This window comes from Sorangium sp. So ce296 (assembly GCF_051529605.1).
Taxonomy (GTDB): domain Bacteria; phylum Myxococcota_A; class Polyangia; order Polyangiales; family Polyangiaceae; genus Sorangium; species Sorangium cellulosum_D.
The window spans coordinates 8223417-8241288 of the sequence record NZ_CP150325.1 but is presented as its reverse complement, the minus strand read 5'-3'; the positions used below and the strand labels follow the sequence as shown (position 1 = coordinate 8241288).

The following is a 17872-nucleotide window of genomic DNA, read 5'->3' as shown; positions in this document are numbered from 1 at the left end:
GGGCTCGGGGCCGCGTGCGGCGAGCGCGGGCCGCGTGCAACAAGCTGGCGCTCGGGCGGCGCACGTCTACGATAGGCAGCCGTCCGCCGGACGTAGGTGCGCGTTCTCCGGGTCGGGCGGAGCAAGGGCAACCTTCGAGGAGCGCGAACAATGGACAAGAAGATGAACCAGCAGACCTCCGGGCCTCTCCCGCCCCAGGAGGCGCTCGGGGCGCTTCCCGTCGATGCGACGGCGCGACCTGCGGGTCCGCAGCCGCCCAGCATCAGCGCGATGATCAACCGGACCCTGGCGCACTGGTACGTGGCCGTGCTCGTGGCGCTCGCGGGGATCGGATTCACGGTGCTCGTCGTGCAGTCGAGGAAGCCCGCGTACCGCTCCGAGACGGTGATCTTCTACCGGGAGGGCGTGAAGGCGACGTACCTCGGGCCGGACGGGCCCGACCCGCTCCGCACCCTCTCCGCGCGGCTGAAGGAGACGCTGCTCGCGCGCTCCAACCTCGAGAAGGTCGTGACCGAGTTCAACCTCTTCCCCGACGTCCTCGAGAAGCGGGGCATGGTCGACGCGGTCGACCGGCTCCGCATGAAGATCACCTTCAAGGCCCGCTCGACCGACACCTTCGCGATCTCGGCCGAGGGGGAGACGCGCGAGCAGGCGCAGGAGGTGACGCAGCGGCTCGCCGACATCCTCGTCGAGGAGACGACGCGCATGCGCAGGTCGCAGGCGAAGCTGACCAACGAGTTCCTCGACGCCGAGCTGAAGCGCGCCGAGCAGGACGTCGAGAAGGCGGAGACCGAGCTCGCGGCGTTCCTGGCCGAGCACCCCGAGTTCGCCGCCGAGCAGGCCGCGCCGGGCGGCGCGCAGACCGGCGCCGCCATCCGCGCGCAGGAGCGCCGCTCCACCACCACGGACCCGACGCTGGAGGCCCTCGAGCGGCAGGCGCCCCGCCTGCGGGCCCGGCTCACCGGCAAGCCGGAGCAGGCGGCGCCGAGCGTCGGGGGGGCGCCCTCCCCCGTGCTGGTCCGCCAGAGGGATCAGGCCGAGCAGGAGCTCGCGACCGCGCGGCGGGACCTGGCCGACAAGCAGTCCCGGTTCACCGAGCAGCACCCGGACGTCCGGGCCGCGGCCGTCCGCGTGAGCAACGCCGAGGCGGCGCTGCGGCGCGCCGAGGAGGCGCTGATCATGCCGCCCGCGCCGATCGTGGAGGTCGCCGCGACCGACGAGGCCGAGAAGGCGAAGATCAAGGCCCAGCTCGCGAAGATCGAGCGGGAGATCGCCGCGCGCAGGAGCGCGAAGATGGGGAACCCGGCCGACGCGAGCGAGACGGCCAAGGCGATCATCAACACCGAGACCGAGTGGTCGCGGCTCAGCCGCGAGAAGGCGCGCGCGCAGCAGCGGCTCGCCGACCTCGAGGGCAAGTCGTTCCGCGCGGAGATGGCCGCGAGCTCGGAGCAGGGCGGCTACTCGGCGCAGATCGAGGTGCTCGACCCGGCGTACAGGCCGAGCGCGCCCTCGAGCCCGTCGCGGCTGATCCTCGCCATCGCGGGACTCTTCGTGTCCGTCGCGGCCGGGATCGCCGCCGCGGCGGCGCGTGGCATCGTGCTCGACGATCGGGTTTACGACATGGAAGATATCGATCGAATGGCGCTCGCTCCGGTGCTCGTCGTCGTGCCGGCCAACGCGCGCGGGCCCCGAGGACGCCGTGGCTGAAACAGGCGGAGCTGAGCCGGGGAAGCCCCCGCCGGTCGCGTCTCTGGAGCGGGCGCTCGATCAGGTCTGCGACTTCCTGAGTCGCGCGGAGCAGACCGCGCGGGTCCGCGCCCTCGTCATCGAGGCGCGCCGGCTCCGCAACGTGGTCGGCAACTGGCGCTCGATCGCGCCGGATCCGGACGTGCGCGAGGAGATGATCGCCCGCGTCCTGCGCCTCGCCAACGACGCCGAGGACGTGGTCTCGGCGGAGCGCCCGAGCCAGGACGACTCGGGCGCCGCGTTCGACTCGCCGACCATCCGCCATGACCTGCCGCACGCGGGGCAGCACGGGATGGGGCTGCGCCTCGGCCCCGGGCCGGCGGCGGCCGGCGGTCATCCCGGCATGCAGGCGCCGCTCCGGTCGCCGCCCCAGGCGGCGGCGATGTTCCTGGCGGGGCTGTCCGGGGAGCACGGGGAGCACGGCGCGCCTCACGGCCACGCGGCGATGCACGGCGCGCCCGCGCCCGCGCTGCCGCCCGGCCCCGAGCGGCCCTACGCGGCCCCGGTGGTGACGCGCGTCGTCGACCTGAGCGCCACGCTGAGCAGCCCCGGGCTCGCGCCGAGCGGCCCGGGCGCGCCGGCGATGCCGGTGCCGATCGAGCGGGTCATCGCGCCGCCGGCGCGCGACGTGGGCGTCCGCGAAGCGGCGCCGCACGCCGCGGGCGCGCCGCCCCTGGAGCGCTCGTTCAGCGGGACGTTCCCCTCGCCCCCGTCGCTCGTCTTCGACCGCGTGGTGCCGGGCGCCGCGCGCGAGGTGACGGTGCGCGAGGTACCGCCGCCGCAGCCGCAGCAGCCGCCGCCGCCCGAGAGGCCGCTGGAGCGCTCGGGCACCGCCACGTTCTCGTCGCCGCCGTCGCTCATCTTCAACCGCGTGGTGTCGACCCCGGCGCAGCAGGCCGTGGACGCGAAGCTGCAGTCGCTGGATCCGACGTTCGAGGAGCCGCCGTCGCTGCACATCGAGCACATGCGCTCGCTGCCGAGCGGCCCGGAGAACGCCGGGCTGCTCCCGGAGGAGGGCCTGGGCAGCTTCGGCGAGGTCACCGTGCGCCCGCTGCCGCTGCCGGACGCCGTGGCTCCGACCATCGTGATGATCCACGCGCCGTACTCGCCGCAGGCGGACGCCTACCGGACGCTCCGGCGCAAGCTGCCGTCGGCCGTCGGGACCACGATCGCCGTGACGAGCGCCGGGCCGGGCGAGGGCAAGACGTCGTGCGCCATCAACCTGGCGCTCGCCCTGCGCGAGACCGTCCGCGGGAAGATCCTCCTCGTCGAGGCGAACATCCGCCAGCCCGGCATCGCGAAGGCGCTGCGGTTCGATCCCCCGAGCTGCTTCAGCGAGCAGCTCCAGCGCCACGCCGCCGATCGGTTCGCCCCCTGGGTCGTGGTCGACCAGGCGGCGCCGGCGCCCGCCGTGGCGCCCGGCGACGACGGCCTCGACTCGTCGGACAGGAACGCGGCGCCGGCGGGCGGCAGGTCGCCGGACCCGAGGCTCTCCCTCCAGACGCCGGTCCACATCCTGGCCGTCGACCCGCGCACGGAGCGGCCGCCGATCCTCGACGCGGTGGCGTTCTCGAGCGCGATCGAGAGCCTCAAGCGCGCGGGTTACTCGTACATCATCATCGACACGCCCCCCGTGCTCGGCAGCATGGACATGAACGTGATCGGCGACTCGGTGGACGGCGTGATCCTGACGTCGCAGGTCAAGAAGTCGACCCGCAAGGCGATCCGCCAGGCCATCGAGCAGCTCCGGCCGGCGCCCATCCTCGGTGTCGTCCTGCTCGACGCCTAGTTCCGCGTGTCAGAAATCCCGCCAGGGATTGCTGACGCGCGGAACTGCGGCGGCCGCGAAGCGGACGCCGGGGTTCGGGGCGGAGCCCCGAGGAAACTCGGCGCGCGGCCCGCGGCTTCCCTGCTCGAAAGGTCGGGGAGGCGTAGCCGAGCGCCGGCTCCATTGTTACCTTGCGGCCCTCATGCGCTCCGGACGAGGCATTGCGGTCGCGGCCTTCGGCTGCGCGATCCTCACCCACGACGACGCTCGAGCGCAGGACGCGTATCTCCAGGGCGTCTTCACGGGCTCGATCGGCGTCACCGACAACGTGAGCTCGGCGGCCGAGCCCCCGGCCGGGCCCGGCCCCGACGCCGACGGCTTCGGGACCGTGAGCCCCGGCCTGATCTTCACCTACACGACGCCGCGGACCTCGCAGACGCTGTCGTACACGTTCTCGGCGAGCTTCTTCTTCCGGCACTGGGAGGCGAGCTCGTACTCGAACATGGCCATGTGGTCCGGCCGCTTCGTCACGTCGCCGAGGACCACGCTGACGCTCGGCGCGGCCGGGTCGCAGGGCCAGCTCAACACCTTCCAGCTCGAGCAGACGCCGGGGACCACGACGATCCAGGGCACCGCGGGCGGGACGACGAACTTCGTGCAGGCGTCGTTCAACGAGGGGTTCTCGTTCCTGCCGTCGCCGGTCTGGGCGCTCGGGCAGGGGGCGACGTTCCTCGTCTACAACCCGCTCCAGGATCTCCCGCAGCGCACGTTCACCGTGTCGAACACGCTGAGCGCGCAGCGCATCTTCCGCCACGACACCGTGTCCGGCGCGCTCTCGGTCGGCTACACCCACTTCGACAACGTCCCGGTGACCGACACCGATCCCGCGACCCCGGACGCGGTCGAGGATCGCGATCAGCTCCTGACCACGCTCGTGGCGAGCTGGCAGCACGACCTCGGCCGCCGCTTCTCGAGCCAGCTCGACGTCGGCGGGGTGGTCGCGACGGACCTGACCGGCGGCGCCGACTCGCTCGTGCGGCCGGCGGGGCTCGCGGCGCTGCGCTACACGCACGACCGTGGCGAGGCCGAGCTCGCGTACGCCTACACGGCCACGCCCAACGTCTTTTTGCAGCAGATCCAGCTCTCGCACCAGCTGACGCTCCGCGCCGCCGCGCCCATCCGCCCGGCCTGGCACCTGTCGGTCGAGGGCTCGGCCGGCGGTCAGATCGCGCAGCCGCTCGAGGCGAACGCGGCCGGGGAGCTCGTGACGGGGCCGACCACGATCGCGGTGCTCACCGACGTGGCCTTGCTCTGGAGCCCCGTCGTCGCCATCCCGGATTTCGCGCTCGCGCTCCGGTACCAGCACACGAACCAGCGCACCGAGGCGAGGACGTCGGAGCTCCCCGACACGCGCATCGTCCGGAACGCGGTCCTCGTGTCCGTGTCGGGCGCGTTCCCGCGGCGGATGGAGCCCGGCTCGCGCATTACGATGACCCAGCCGTTCGGCTCGGCGGGCCCCGTTGGGCCGCCGCACCGCGATCCGACGCCGATCGAGCCGCCCGAGGGCACGGAGCCGTCGGCCAACGACGCCACGCCCTAGTTCCGCCCGCCAGAGGTCCGGCCAGGGATCCGGAGAGAGAGTTCAACGCAAAGGCGCAAAGACGCAAAGACGCAAAAAAGATTTGTAGTTTTGCGCCTTTGCGCCTTTGCGCCTTTGCGTTTATTTCTCTTCGCTCGCGAGACAGATCCCTGGCGGGAGTTCTGCCCCGCGGTACTAGCCACCAGCACCGCGTCGCCGACGCTCGTCCCGGCCCCGCGCCCACCGTAGCCCCCTCCGCCGGGGCCGGGCAGCTCGGCAAGACCTCGGGTCAGGTACGCCGCGCGAGCAGGAAGGCCCTATCGTCCTCGGGCAGCTGGTCCCCGCGGAACTCCTCGAGCATCTGCGTGAGCTTGTCGGCGATCGACGCCACCGGCCGCCCCGCGCTCGCCGCGCACAGCTTGGCGAAGCCGGTGCCGAGCGCGTGCAGCCCGAGCATCTGCTTCGACGAGTTCCGCAGCTCGGTGAGCCCGTCCGTGTACATCGCGAGCACCTCGCCCGGCGCGAGCACGCTCTGGTGCGCCTCCATGGGCACCGGCCCGATCCCGAGCGCCGGGTTGACCGCCGCCTGGAGGTGCCGCAGGCCGCCCTCCGCGGTCGCCACCAGCGCCGGCGGGTGCCCCGCGTTGACGCACTCCATGCGGCCCGTCGCCGGGTCCAGGGCGACCGCCACCATCGTCACGAACGACTGCTCCGGCAGGTACTCGCAGAGGTAGGCGTTCAGCCGGTCCATCATGCCCGTGATGCCGCGGCCCGCGTCGACCGTCGCCCGCACCATCGTGTGCACGCTCGACCCGATGAGCGCGGCCTGGAGCCCCTTGCCGCAGACGTCCGCCACCGCCAGCATCAGCCGGCCGTCGGGCATCGGGACGATGTCCACGTAGTCGCCGCCGACCCACCGGCACGGCTCGAAGCCGAGCGCCACGTCGAGCGCCTTGAACTCCAGCCGCTTCGGGACGAACGTCCGCTGGATCTGGTGCGCCATCTCGAGCTCGCGCTCGATCGCCGCGTGCGCCTGCGCGTGGCGCCGCGCCTCCCACGCCGACTCGGCCTGCTGGTAGACCTCCGCCGCGAGCGCGATGAGCCCGAGCCACTCGACGCTGCCGAAGTCGGGCGGCAGGGTCACGTAGAGCAGGTTCATCAGCTGCTCCTCGACGCGCAGCGGGCAGGCGACGACCCAGAGCGCCATGACGTCGCGCGACATCGTGAGCTCGACCGTGGCGCTGTCGCTCACCAGGTTGCCGGCGAGCACCGGCTCGCGCGTGTCCTGCACGGCCGCGAGCACGCGGCGCGAGATGTACGGCGGGGCGACCGAGTCCTCGCGCCGGAGCGACTGGAACGGGCGGTGCGGCCCGGACAGGATCGTGAGCGCGCCGTTCTGCCGGAGCCGCAGCGCGAGCGCCATGCTGCCGTGGAAGTCCTCCCGGACCATCAGCTGGCAGAGCGCGTCGAACCGGTCGGTGGCGTCCTCGATGCTGAGGAGCCGCCGCGACAGGTCCATCAGGGTGAACAGGTGCTTCGCGGCGATCCGCGGCGGGTCGAGCTCGCCGAGCTTGCGGATCGCGGTCGGTTTGTCCTCCTCGAAATGGAGCCCGCCCGGGTCGAGCGGCACGCGGGGGGCGCGCGCCGTGAGCTGGAACTCGAGGATGTAGTCGCCGATCCCGATGCGATCTCCCGGCTTCAGCACCTTCTCGTTGATCCGCTCGTCGTTGACGAGCGTGCCGTTGGTGCTGCCGAGGTCGCGGATCCACCACCGGCCGAACGGATCGCAGAAGAGCTCCGCGTGGCGCCGCGAGACCGTGTAGTGGTCGAGCGTGAGCTGCACGCCCGGCGCCCTGCCGATGACGATGTGCGACTCGGTCAGCGGCCGCCGCGTCCCCGGGAGATCGCCGAGCCGGATCTCCAGGTGCCCCTTCCAATCCGAGCTCGACGGCGCAGGGCCCAGGTTCTCATCTGCAGGCGACATCGTTCGACCTGGCCCGACCATGGGCGGCGGCGTGGACATGGACCGTCTTCGATGGGTACCGAACCGGCGCCCTGACATCAAGGGGATGCTCGCGATTTCGCGAGCGCGGCGAGATCCGCGTACGTGAAGGCCGTTGTTCAGGCGTTCGCAGGGCCTCGCAGGCGCCCGCGAGCGTTTCCGCGCCGCGGCGCCCACAGCGCGGGCGCTTTGCGACACGCCGCGGCGCGGGAGGGCGAGGCGGCGAGGACGTCGCCGATGGGTGCCCGGTCACCAAACCGCCGCACCCGCCGGCGCGTGCCGCTCGGGGCGTCCTCGGCTAGGCCTTGATCACCTTGGGGTGCACGTTGCGGTAGACGCCGCGGGCGTCGACGATCAGGGCGGCGTGGTTGAGCACGAAGTCGTAATCGACCACGGAGTGATCGGTGACGACCATGACCGCGTCGTGGCTCTTGAGGGTGGCCTCGTTGAGGGGCACCGACGAGAGCTCCGGCAGGTGCGGCCAGGTGCGCATGCGCGGCAGCTTGGGCACGTGCGGGTCGTGGTAGCTGAGCACGGCGCCGAGGCGACGCAGGAGCTCGATGATCTCGAACGCGGGGCTCTCGCGCGGATCGTCGATGTCCTTCTTGTAGGCGACGCCGAGGAGCAGGACCTTCGTGCCCTTCATCGGCTTGCCGCGCTCGTTCAGCCCGAGCTGGAGCTTGTTGACGACGTAGTGCGGCATCTCGACGTTCACCTCGCCCGCGAGCTCGATGAACTTCGTGGACACGCCGAACTCGCGCGCCTTCCAGGCGAGGTAGAACGGGTCGAGCGGGATGCAGTGGCCGCCCCAGCCCGGGCCCGGGTTGAACCGCATGAAGCCGAACGGTTTGGTCGAGGCGGCGTCGAGCACCTCCCAGACGTCGATGCCCATGGCGTCGTAGACGACCTTGAGCTCGTTCACGAGGGCGATGTTGATGGCCCGGAAGATGTTCTCGGTGAGCTTCGCCGCCTCGGCCGCGCGCGCCGACGACACGGCCACGGTGCGCGCGATCGCCTGGGAGTACAGCGCCTGCGAGAGGACCAGCGACGCGCGATCCACGCCGCCGACGACCTTCGGGATGGTCGCGGTGCTGTGATCGCGGTTGCCCGGGTCCTCGCGCTCGGGCGAGAAGGCAAGGTAGAAATCCTCGCCCATGCGGAGGCCTGATTGCTCGAGGATGCCCTTGACCAGCTCGTCGGTGGTGCCGGGGTACGTGGTCGACTCGAGGACGACGAGCTGCCCCTTCCGCAGCCGCTCCTTGATCTTCTGGGCCGAGATGACGACGTAGCTCATGTCGGGCTCCCGCTGGGCGGTCAGCGGGGTGGGGACGCAGATGAGGATGGCGTCGGGCTCGTCAAGCCGGCCGAAGTCCGCCGTCGCCTCGAACCGACCCGTCTTGGATGCCGCCGCGACGCGCGAGGGATCGAGGTGCTTGATGTAGCTCTTTCCCTCGCTGAGCGCGGTGACCTTCTCGGGGTCGACGTCGAAGCCCAGCACGCGGAAGCCCTTCTCGATGAACGTGAGCGCCAGCGGCAGGCCGACATAGCCCATGCCGATGATGCCCACCTGGGCTTCGCGCGAGTTGATCTTCGCCAGGAGGCTCTCGACCGCAGCGGGATGCGTCTCTGCCATTTCCTTTGATCTCCAGTGGTGGAAGGGAGCCGCCACGCGGACCCCGACCCATGTTGAAGAGAGGGGCCCGACGCTACCACAGGCCCCCAAATTTCGCTCGATTGTCGAAAGGGGTCCCGCGGTCGACCGTGCAGCGTCGACGGCCGGCGGCTGGCGGCCGTCAGCCGTCACCCAGCGACCGCGCGTCACACGTCAGCGACGGCGGCGCACCGCCTCGCGGGCGAGCTGGAGGAAGTCGCGCGACGCCTGCCGCGCGATGATCAGCGCGGAGCCGGCGAAGACCAGCGCGCCCGCGAGGACCTCGGCGCCGAGGCGAAAGCCGCGGGGCAGCTCGCCGAGCGGCCGAATGGCGTAACGGACGGCGAGCACAGCAATGACCATGGGCACGCACGCGACCAGCGGGCGGACCAGCGGGCGCAGCAGCCGCATGTACGGCACGCCGTCGGCGCGCTTCACCACCCAGAGGCTCCCGAGGGCGTGCACCCCGAACGCGACGCCCACCCCGGCGCACGCCCAGAGGACGCCGCCGATCGTGCCAAGCAGCGCGATGCCGCTGACGATCGCGACCACCTTGAGCCACTCCAGGATCATGATCGCCCGCGTCCGGCCATAGACCTGCATGTACGAGGACATGACCCAGCCGATCGGGCGGGTGACGCCGAGCGCCGACAGCACGGCGAGGAGCGGGCCGGCCGGCTCCCAGGCGTCGTTGAAGAACGTGTCGTTGAGGATCGTCGGGGCGACCGCGCCGAGGCCGACGGCGAGCGGGAAGATGAGCAGCGAGAGCAGCGTGAGCGCGCGGACCAGGGCGACCTTGCGCTGCTCCGGCTCGAGCTTCGAGAACGACGGGACGAGCACGTCGCCGATGCGCTCGCCGACCTGCGAGGCCGGGATGTCGGCGAGGTTCCACGCGAGGTTGTAGAGCCCGCCGACGTGCTCGCCGAACAGCCGGATCATGACGAGGTTGTCCCACTTCGAGGCCCCGAAGTTCGCCAGCGACCCGAAGTTGAGCGGGATGCCGAAGGCGAACAGGTCGCGCGCCTTCTCGCGCGACAGCGGGCTCGGCGTCAGCCACTCGGCGAGGCTCACCGCCGGGACCGTGGTGACGACGCGGACGAGGGCGCGCAGGAGCGTCGCGACCACGATGGCGTTGCCCCCCCAGCCGCGCACGGCGAGGAGGACCGACGCCGCGGTGTAGGTGAGCTCGCCGGCCGCGTTGCGGAGGCTGACGCTGCGGAAGCGCATCTCGCGGATGAGCAGGCGATCGGGGACGTACCAGATCCGATCGATGAGCATCGCGACGATGAGCCCGGGCATGAACTCGAGCATCCCGGGCGCGCCGACGAGGTGCACCGCGATCGGCTCCCGCAGAAGATAGATGACGCCGATGGCGAGCAGCCCCGCCGCGTGGAAATAGACTGTGGCGTTGAAGACGGTCTGGCGGTCGAGCTGCGGCTGCGACGCGATGTACTGGCCGATGCCGAGGCTCGACACGAAGTGCGCCGTCATGATGACGACGGACGCGGCCGAGACCTCGCCGTACACGTCCGGCGCGATGAACCGGGTGAGGACGAGGGTGCCAATCAGCCCGATGACGCGCGAGCCGAGCCCGGTCGCGATCGTCCAGACCGCGCCGAGGACGGCCTTGCGGGCGAGCGCGGAGGAGCCGGCCACGATCAGGGCACGAAGACGGTATCGCCCGCCTTGAGCACGAGATCCTGCTCGGGCCGCTTGCGCGAGGCGATATCGTCGTAGTTGATGGGGATGTGCCGGTATTTGCCCGGGCTATCCATGCGGATGAGCAGGATCTGATCGGTCGAGGCGAACTGGTTCGGACCGCCGGCCATCGCGAGCGCCTCGGAGACGGAGACGAAGTAGTTCGCGTTGAAGATGCCGGCGCGCGCGACGTTGCCGCTGACCACGAACCGGTAGCTGTTGATCCCGGTCACGGCGACGGTGATCACGGCCGTCTCGTCCTTCACGAACTCGGAGAGCCGCTTCTTCAGCTCCTCGCGCACCTGGGTCGGCGTCCTGCCGGAGACGTAGACGTCGCCGATGAGCGGCATCGTGATGTACCCGTCGGCCCTGACCAGCGCCTCGCTCGACAGGTCGGCCATGCGCCACACGTTGACCCGGATCTGGTCGCCCACGCCGATCACGTATTCGTGCTTGCGCGGATCGTACTCCTTCGCGTAGTTCGCCGGGTTGTAGACGTACGTGGGCGCGCACCCGGCCGAGAGCGCGAGGGCTGCCGCTGCTGTCAAAAGCACTCCTCTCATGAAGGACCGTTTCGTGGGACGGGTTGTGCCTTCCATGGGCGTCTGCATTGAGGAGGATGTCAGGCAGTACAGGGTTGCGATCACGAGGCGATCGCGGCCGTAGGGCCGCGCAGCTCACGAGCGGGGCCAGCATTGCAGGAAGGCCGTCCGCCGCCAAGGGGAAGTTTTCATCCTGCGGCAGGGCGCGGGATCCTCGCGCGGAACGAGCTTGACGGCCCGATGGCCGCTCTCAAAGCTCGGCTCTGATGCTGCTTCACGTCCAACGGATCGCCGTCCCCTTCGAGTACCCCGTCTACCTCACGGACGGCGTCTTTTCGCCGAGCAACGGCGATCTCGCGTCCGCCATCGCCTCGAAGGAGCCGCGCCGGCGCCACCGCGTGCTGCCGGTGATCGACGGCGGCGTCGCCGCGGCGTGGCCGTCGCTCGCGGAGGACATCGCGCGGTACGTGGGCGCGCACGCGGACAGGCTCGCGCTCGCGGCCGATCCGATCGTGGTGCCCGGCGGCGAGGCGGCGAAGAACGACGCCGCGGCGACGGCGGCGCTGCAGGCGAGGCTCGACGCGCTCGGGATGGATCGGCAGTCGTTCGTGATGATCGTCGGCGGGGGCGCGGTGCTCGACATGGCCGGCTACGCGGCGGCGACGGTGCACCGCGGCGTGCGGGTCGTGCGCGTCCCGACCACGGTGCTCGCACAGGCCGACTCCGGCGTCGGCGTGAAGAACGGCGTCAACGCGTTCGGGAAGAAGAACCTGCTCGGCACGTTCGCCCCGCCGTTCGCGGTGATGATCGACCCGCGCTTCCTGGAGACGCTGCCCCTGCGCGACAAGGTGGCCGGGATGGCCGAGGCGGTGAAGGTCGCGCTGATCCGGGACGCGCGGCTGTTCTCGTGGCTGTCGGAGCACGCCCCCGCGCTCGCGTCGGGCGCGCTCGCGCCGCTCGCGGAGCTCGTGCGCCGCTCGGCGGAGATCCACCTCCAGCACATCGCGACCGCGGGCGATCCGTTCGAGCTCGGGAGCGCGCGGCCGCTCGATTTCGGGCACTGGGCCGCGCACAAGCTCGAGTCGCTCACGAGGCACCGGCTCCGTCACGGCGAGGCGGTCGCCATCGGCATCGCGATCGACACGCTGTACGCGGAGCTCGCCGGCCTCTGCGGCGAGGCGACGTCGGCCGCGGTGGTCTCGACGCTCGAGGCGCTCGGCTTCGCGCTGTGGGACGACGCGCTGGCGCTCGCCCGGCCGGGCGGCGAGCGCGGCGAGCGGCTCTGCGTGCTCGACGGGCTGGACGAGTTCCGCGAGCACCTCGGCGGCGAGCTCACGGTGACGCTCCTCGAGGACGTGGGGCGCGCGCGCGAGGTGCACGCGATGGACGAGCGGCACATCGTCGCGGCGATCGCGCGGCTCCGCGAGCGCGCCGGGCGGCGGGGCGCGCTCGCGGCGGCCGGGGCGGCCGGGGCGGCGCGGTCGTGAGGCTCGCGTGCGCGGGGGCGCCGCACCTCACCTACTGCACGAACATCCACCCGGGCGAGACGTGGCCCGAGGTGAAGCGGAGCCTGGAGACGCACCTGCTCGAGATCTGGTCGCGCGCGGCCGGAGGACCGGAGGGCAGAGGGGCAGCGCGCGCGGGGACCGCCGAGCGCCGCCGCTCGGGCGTGGGCCTGCGGCTCTCGGCGCGGGCGGCGGCGGAGCTCGCGGCCCCGGCGGAGCTCGAGGCGTTCCGCGACTTTCTCGAGCGGAACGGGCTCTACGTGTTCACGCTGAACGGGTTCCCTTACGGCCGCTTCCACGGCGGGCCCGTGAAGGAGCGCGTGTACCTGCCGGACTGGCTCTCCGACGAGCGCCTCGCGTACAGCGATCTCCTGGCGACGCTCCTCGCCGCGCTCTTGCCGGCCGAGGAGGGCCTGATGGGCAGCGTCAGCACCGTGCCCGGCGCGTTCCGGCCGCGGGTGCGCGGGCGGGACGACGCGGAGGCGATGGCGCGGCGGCTGGTCCAGCACGCGGCGCACCTCGTCGAGATCCGCCGCCGCACGGGCAAGCGCGTCGCGCTGGCGCTCGAGCCGGAGCCGCGCTGCTTCCTCGAGACGACGCCCGAGGCGATCGGCTTCTTCACCGAGCACGTGTTCGCGCGGGAGCGGGCGCGGGAGCTCGCGGCGCTCTCCGGGATGAGCCTCTCGGCCGCGGAGGAGGCGCTCCGCGAGCACCTCGGCCTCTGCTTCGACGCGTGCCACATGGCGGTCGAGTTCGAGGACGCGCCGGCGTCGCTCGCGGCGCTCCGCGCGGCGGGCGTCGGCGTGCACAAGGTGCAGATCAGCGCCGGGCTGCGCGCGCGCGTGGCGGAGCGCGATCCGGCGACGATGGCGCGGCTGCGCGCGTACGCGGAGGACGTCGTGTACCTGCACCAGGTGGTCGAGCGCCGCGGCGGCGCGGCCGGGGGCGAGCTCGTCCGCTACCTGGATCTGCCCGAGGCGCTGTCCGCGCTCGAGGGCGCGGGCGCGGCGCCGCCGGAGGCGCGGCCGGAGGAGTGGCGCATCCACTTCCACATGCCGATCTTCCGGGGGTTCGAGGGCGCGCTCGCGACGACGCAGCCCGAGCTCGCGGCGCTGCTGTCGCACCTGCGGGAGGTACCCGCGACACAGCACCTCGAGGTGGAGACCTATACCTGGGATGTCCTGCCGGAGGATCAGCGGCGCGGCGGCGTGGTCGAGGCGGTGGCGCGGGAGCTCCGCTGGGTGGAGGAGCGGATGGTGGCGGAAGGGAGCGGCGATGACGGCGTCCTCGGCGCCGGCAGCGGGGAGAGGGTGTGACGATGAGCTCACGCGCGCGGGTGTATCTGCGGCTCGGCCGCGTCTCGAACTTGCCGACGGTCTGGACGAACGTGCTGTGCGGCATGGCGCTGTCCGGGGCCGGGGTGCGGGCGCCCGAGGTGGCGCTGGTGGGGTTCGCGGTGTCGCTGATGTACGTGGGCGGAATGTTCCTAAACGACGCGTTCGATCGGGAGATCGACGCGCGCGAGCGGCCCGAGCGGCCGATCCCGTCCGGCCTGGTGAGCGCCCGCGAGGTGTTCGCGGTGGGGTACGGCCTGCTCGGCGCGGGGGTGCTGCTCGTGGGCGGCCACGCGCACCTCGCGGGCCGGGGCGCGGCGCCGGCCGTGGCGAGCGCGCTGCTCGCGGGGGCGATCGTGCTGTACGACGCCTGGCACAAGGGGAATCCGCTGAGCCCGGCGCTCATGGGGCTGTGCCGCGTGCTGGTCTACGGGACGGCGGCGCTCGCGGCGGGGGGGCAGCTCGGGAGCGCGGTGCTCGGCGGGGGGATGGCGCTGCTCTTCTACCTGATCGGGCTGACGGCGATCGCGAAGCAGGAGAACTTGCTGGCCGTGCGCAGCCTGTGGGCGCTCGGCTTCATGGCGGTGCCGTTCCTCTACACGCTCGGGGCGCCGCTCACGGGGCTCGTGGGGACGATCGCGTACGGCGCGCTCGCGGGCTGCGTGATCCACGCGGTGAGGCTCTTGCGGGGGACGCGGAGGGACCGGATCCCGCGCGCCGTGGTGACGCTCATCGCCGGGATATCGCTGCTCGACGCGGTGCTCATCGCGCGGACCGGGGCGCCGGGCGCCGACGGCGCGGCGGCGCTGTCGCTGCTGGGATTCCCGCTGACGCTGGCGATGCAGCGGGTGGTGCGGGGGACGTGAGGCAGCGGGGGGCGAGGGTCCCCCGCCCCGCCGATCAATCGAACAGGTGGCTCAAGACGACCTTGCCGACGTCGGTGGCGTGGACGCTCTCCCCCGGCGGCAGCGAACCGCAGCTGGACAGGAGCAGGGGTCCCCGCCCGGGCCCCTCGAGCAGCCGCCCGTGGGATCCCCGGACGAGCCCGGCGTCAAGCGGGATCACATCCATCAGGTACCGGAACCCGAGCTTCTTCTTGAGCAGCCTCCACGCGACGCTGGCCGGCAGGGCGCGCAGCGCGGGATCGGCGAACAGCTCGACGGGGTCGTAGCCGGGCTTGCGGTGGATATCGACGGTCCTCGCGTACTCGGGCGCCTTCTCGTCGTCGAGCCAGTAGTAGTAGCTGAACCATCGATCCTCGCGTGAGACGGCGACGAGCTCGCCGGACCTCGGATGATCCAGGCCGGCGGCGCGCTTGCCCTCCTCGTCGAGGACGACGTCCACGCCGGGCAGCGCCTCGAGCAGCGCCTTCACCTCGGCGACGCGCTCCGGGCGGCGCACGTAGACGTGCGCGACCTGGTGGTCCGCCACCGCGAACGCCTCGGACGCGCCGGCGTCGAGCTTCTCGAGCCCGCGCTCGACCCGGACGCGCACGAGGCCCTGCTCCCGGAGCGCCCGGTTGATGTGCACGACCCCGGACACCCGCGTGATGCCGTATTCGGACAGGACGATCACCCGCGCCCCGTCCTTGCGCACGTGGTCGATCAGCTCGCCGCACACGGCGTCCACGGCGCGCAGATCGTCCTGGATGGCGGGATCGTCCGGCCCGAGCCGCTGGAGGTTGTAATCGAGGTGCGGGAGATAGACGAGCGTCAGCGTCGGCCGCCGCGTGTCGTACACGTGGCGCGCGCACCGCGCGATCCACGCCGTCGACCGGATATCCGCGTTCGGGCCCCAGAAGTTGAAGAGCGGAAACTCGCCCAGCCGGAAGACGAGCTCATCGCGCAGCGACGCCGGCTCGGTGTAGATGTCCGGCAGCTTGAGCCCGTCCGCCCAGTAGATCGGCCTCGGCGTCACCGCGTAATCGGCCGAGCTGTACATGTTGTACCACCAGAACAGCTTGGCGCAGGTGAAGGTCGGATCGCGGCGGCGCGCCGCCTCCCAGATCTTCTCCCCCGCCACGAGCTGGTTCGCCTGGCGCCACAGGTTCACCTCGGCGATGTCGCGGAAGTACCAGCCGTTGGCGACGCAGCCGTGCCCGCTCGGGAGGAGGCCTGTCGTGAAGGTCGACTGGACCGCGCACGTGACCGCGGGCAGCACGGTCTCCAGCGGGCGCATCGCCCCTTCGCGCGCGAGCCGCTGCAGGTTCGGCGTGGCGTCGCCGAGGAGATCGCCGGTGAGCCCGACGACGTTGAGGACGACGGTGCGGTGCATGGGCGCGCTCGGTCAGCCCTGCACGACAGGGGTTTGCCCGCGCAGGACCGAGTTGCCCTCGAACAGCGCGCGCTGGTCCACGGCGGGCGCCTCTCCGAACTCCGCGAGATCGAGCCGGCCGCTCTGGGCGAAGAAGGCGAGCGGGTTCTTCCAGACGATCCGCTGGATCACCTCGTCCGCGATCCCGTTCTCGCGCATCCGCGCCGCCGTCTTCGGCACCTTCAGGGGATCGCTCACGCCCCAGTCCGCCGCGCTGTTGATCAGGATCCGCTCCGCGCCGTATTTCTTGACCAGCGCGACCATCCGGTCCTCGTCCATCTTCGTGTTCGGGTAGATCGAGTGGCCGGCCCAGCAGCCGGTCGCGAGCACGAGCGGCAGCGTCTCCTCGTTGTTGTGATCGACGAGCACGCGCTCCTCGGGGAACTTGAGCTCCCGCACCAGGGCGAGCGTCCGCTCGGTCCCCCGCTTCTTGTCGCGGTGAGGCGTGTGCACGAGGATGGGAAGATCGTGCGCGCGCGCGAGCTCGACCTGCAGGGCGAAGTACTTCTCTTCCTCGGGCGTCATGTCGTCGAACCCGATCTCGCCGACGGCGACCACGCCCTCCTTGTCGAGGTAGCGCGGCAAGAGATCGATGACGCCCTGGGCGACGCGCGGGTTGTTGGCCTCCTTGGGGTTGAGCGCCAGCGTGCAGAGGTGGCGGACGCCGAACTGGCTGGCCCGGAAGCGCTCCCAGCCGAGCAGGGACGCGAAGTAGTCCTCGAACGTGCCGACGTGCGTCCTCGGCTGACCGAGCCAGAACGCGGGCTCGAGGACGGCGGCGATGCCGGCGTCGGCCATCGCCTGGTAGTCGTCCGTGGTCCGCGATGTCATGTGGATATGGGGATCGAATAGCTTCACTTGTCCCTCCGCCTCGCGCGCTTCACTCGGGGATGCGCGTCGCGCGCTCGTGCTCGTGCTCGTGCTCGGGCGTGAGCAGGCCGATGTCCGCCGGGACGCTCCGGCCGGCCGCCCTGCGCTCGCTCGCGAAGTCCTCTGCCATCCTGGCGAGCTCGCTCGTTCGCCGCCGCTCCAGCCCGACGATCCGCGCGAGCGCGACGCCCATGAACATGGCCTTGAGGACCATCTGGTTGAAATTGAGGTCCGGAAAATACGCCGCCGGGTAACGGTTTTCGCAGGCGATCGCCTCGAACACGGGCAGCTCGTTCGTGCGGCACGCGTCGACCGCGAGCGGCAGAGAGCGCTCCGCGCCGGTCACGAGCGGCAGGGCCCGCAGGAGCGCTTGCCGTTCCCGGCTATCGCCCTGCTGATAGCAAGTCCAGAGCAGCGACTCGACCTCGATTTCGGGCAGGCGCCTCGACACGAGCGCGAGCAGGGTCACCCGGCCCAGCTCGTCCAGCCGCCAGCCCTCCGCCGCCCTGGACCCCAACGCCGCTTCCAGCGCGTCGCGCTCGTCTGCCTGAAGCGCGAGCGGCGCCTTGCCGAGCGCGCGCGCAGCGGCGGTGAACGTCGACAGGAACTGGTCGCGATCGAACCAGGTGGACGTCTCGCCGGCCACCGCACCAGGCGCCTCGCGCACGAGCCGGGCGCGCGCACCAATCCCGGTCACCTGCTCGACGCGTTTTCGCCAGGAGCCGGCCGCAGACGGAATCCGGCGTGACAGGATTTCGAGCAGCAGTAGGGAAGCGTCTTGCATTGTAGTTGCGTTCACCGTTCCCGGGTGGATGCGGAATCGCGACGTGCGACGTGCGAGATGCGGCGCCATGAGGTGGAAAT

13 protein-coding genes are annotated in these 17872 nt (G+C 71.7%); 6 read left to right on the top strand and 7 right to left on the bottom strand.

The genetic code is table 11. The features are described from left to right. Nucleotides 1-150 precede the first annotated feature (150 nt). The 3 genes from WME98_RS30425 (at nucleotide 151) to WME98_RS30415 (ending at nucleotide 5114) form a co-directional block, all read left to right on the top strand. Nucleotides 151-1707 carry a GumC family protein gene (locus tag WME98_RS30425; protein WP_437945221.1) on the top strand — a complete coding sequence of 519 codons (1557 nt, stop codon included), beginning with the start codon at nucleotides 151-153 and terminating at the stop codon, nucleotides 1705-1707. Then, nucleotides 1700-3535 carry a CpsD/CapB family tyrosine-protein kinase gene (locus WME98_RS30420; RefSeq protein ID WP_437945220.1) on the top strand — a complete coding sequence of 612 codons (1836 nt, stop codon included), beginning with the start codon at nucleotides 1700-1702 and terminating at the stop codon, nucleotides 3533-3535. Before WME98_RS30425 ends, WME98_RS30420 begins: the two co-directional genes overlap by 8 nt. A gap of 181 nt (nucleotides 3536-3716) precedes the next feature. Next, the gene (locus WME98_RS30415) at nucleotides 3717-5114 is read left to right on the top strand and encodes a hypothetical protein (RefSeq protein WP_437945219.1); all 1398 of its coding nucleotides are present in this window, start codon (nucleotides 3717-3719) and stop codon (nucleotides 5112-5114) included. A gap of 268 nt (nucleotides 5115-5382) precedes the next feature. Here the strand turns inward: WME98_RS30415 and WME98_RS30410 are convergent, their stop codons facing one another. The 4 genes from WME98_RS30410 to WME98_RS30395 form a co-directional block, all read right to left on the bottom strand. Next, nucleotides 5383-7077, bottom strand: coding sequence for a SpoIIE family protein phosphatase (locus tag WME98_RS30410; RefSeq protein ID WP_020733221.1), 1695 nt, complete (start codon nucleotides 7075-7077; stop codon nucleotides 5383-5385). A gap of 316 nt (nucleotides 7078-7393) precedes the next feature. Then, on the bottom strand, nucleotides 7394-8728 hold the full coding sequence (locus tag WME98_RS30405) for a nucleotide sugar dehydrogenase (RefSeq protein ID WP_437939120.1): 1335 nt from the start codon (nucleotides 8726-8728) through the stop codon (nucleotides 7394-7396). Between the two features lie 192 nt (nucleotides 8729-8920). Then, complete coding sequence (locus WME98_RS30400) at nucleotides 8921-10402, bottom strand: oligosaccharide flippase family protein (protein ID WP_437945218.1); 1482 nt, start codon at nucleotides 10400-10402, stop codon at nucleotides 8921-8923. A 2-nt stretch (nucleotides 10403-10404) separates the two neighbouring features. Next, nucleotides 10405-10998 carry a polysaccharide biosynthesis/export family protein gene (locus tag WME98_RS30395; protein WP_437954037.1) on the bottom strand — a complete coding sequence of 198 codons (594 nt, stop codon included), beginning with the start codon at nucleotides 10996-10998 and terminating at the stop codon, nucleotides 10405-10407. A gap of 254 nt (nucleotides 10999-11252) precedes the next feature. Here WME98_RS30395 and WME98_RS30390 point away from each other — a divergent pair, with 254 nt between their 5' ends. From WME98_RS30390 to WME98_RS30380, 3 genes are read left to right on the top strand one after another with little or no spacing between them, the layout of a single operon-like run. After that, on the top strand, nucleotides 11253-12473 hold the full coding sequence (locus tag WME98_RS30390; protein WP_437945217.1) for a 3-dehydroquinate synthase: 1221 nt from the start codon (nucleotides 11253-11255) through the stop codon (nucleotides 12471-12473). After that, the gene (gene eboE / locus WME98_RS30385; RefSeq protein WP_437945216.1) at nucleotides 12470-13807 is read left to right on the top strand and encodes a metabolite traffic protein EboE; all 1338 of its coding nucleotides are present in this window, start codon (nucleotides 12470-12472) and stop codon (nucleotides 13805-13807) included. The genes WME98_RS30390 and eboE overlap by 4 nt, the downstream gene beginning before the upstream one ends. A 2-nt stretch (nucleotides 13808-13809) precedes the next feature. Then, complete coding sequence (locus tag WME98_RS30380; RefSeq protein WP_437945215.1) at nucleotides 13810-14691, top strand: UbiA family prenyltransferase; 882 nt, start codon at nucleotides 13810-13812, stop codon at nucleotides 14689-14691. Nucleotides 14692-14725: 34 nt separating this feature from the next. Here the strand turns inward: WME98_RS30380 and WME98_RS30375 are convergent, their stop codons facing one another. Genes WME98_RS30375 through WME98_RS30365 form a run of 3 tightly spaced genes read right to left on the bottom strand, consistent with a single transcriptional unit; the run spans nucleotide 14726 to nucleotide 17861 of the window. After that, nucleotides 14726-16099 carry an alkaline phosphatase family protein gene (locus WME98_RS30375; protein WP_437945214.1) on the bottom strand — a complete coding sequence of 458 codons (1374 nt, stop codon included), beginning with the start codon at nucleotides 16097-16099 and terminating at the stop codon, nucleotides 14726-14728. 12 nt (nucleotides 16100-16111) lie between these two features. Then, nucleotides 16112-16969 carry a TatD family hydrolase gene (locus WME98_RS30370; RefSeq protein WP_061622201.1) on the bottom strand — a complete coding sequence of 286 codons (858 nt, stop codon included), beginning with the start codon at nucleotides 16967-16969 and terminating at the stop codon, nucleotides 16112-16114. A gap of 49 nt (nucleotides 16970-17018) precedes the next feature. After that, nucleotides 17019-17861 carry an EboA domain-containing protein gene (locus tag WME98_RS30365; RefSeq protein WP_437945213.1) on the bottom strand — a complete coding sequence of 281 codons (843 nt, stop codon included), beginning with the start codon at nucleotides 17859-17861 and terminating at the stop codon, nucleotides 17019-17021. Between the last annotated feature and the right edge of the window lie 11 nt (nucleotides 17862-17872).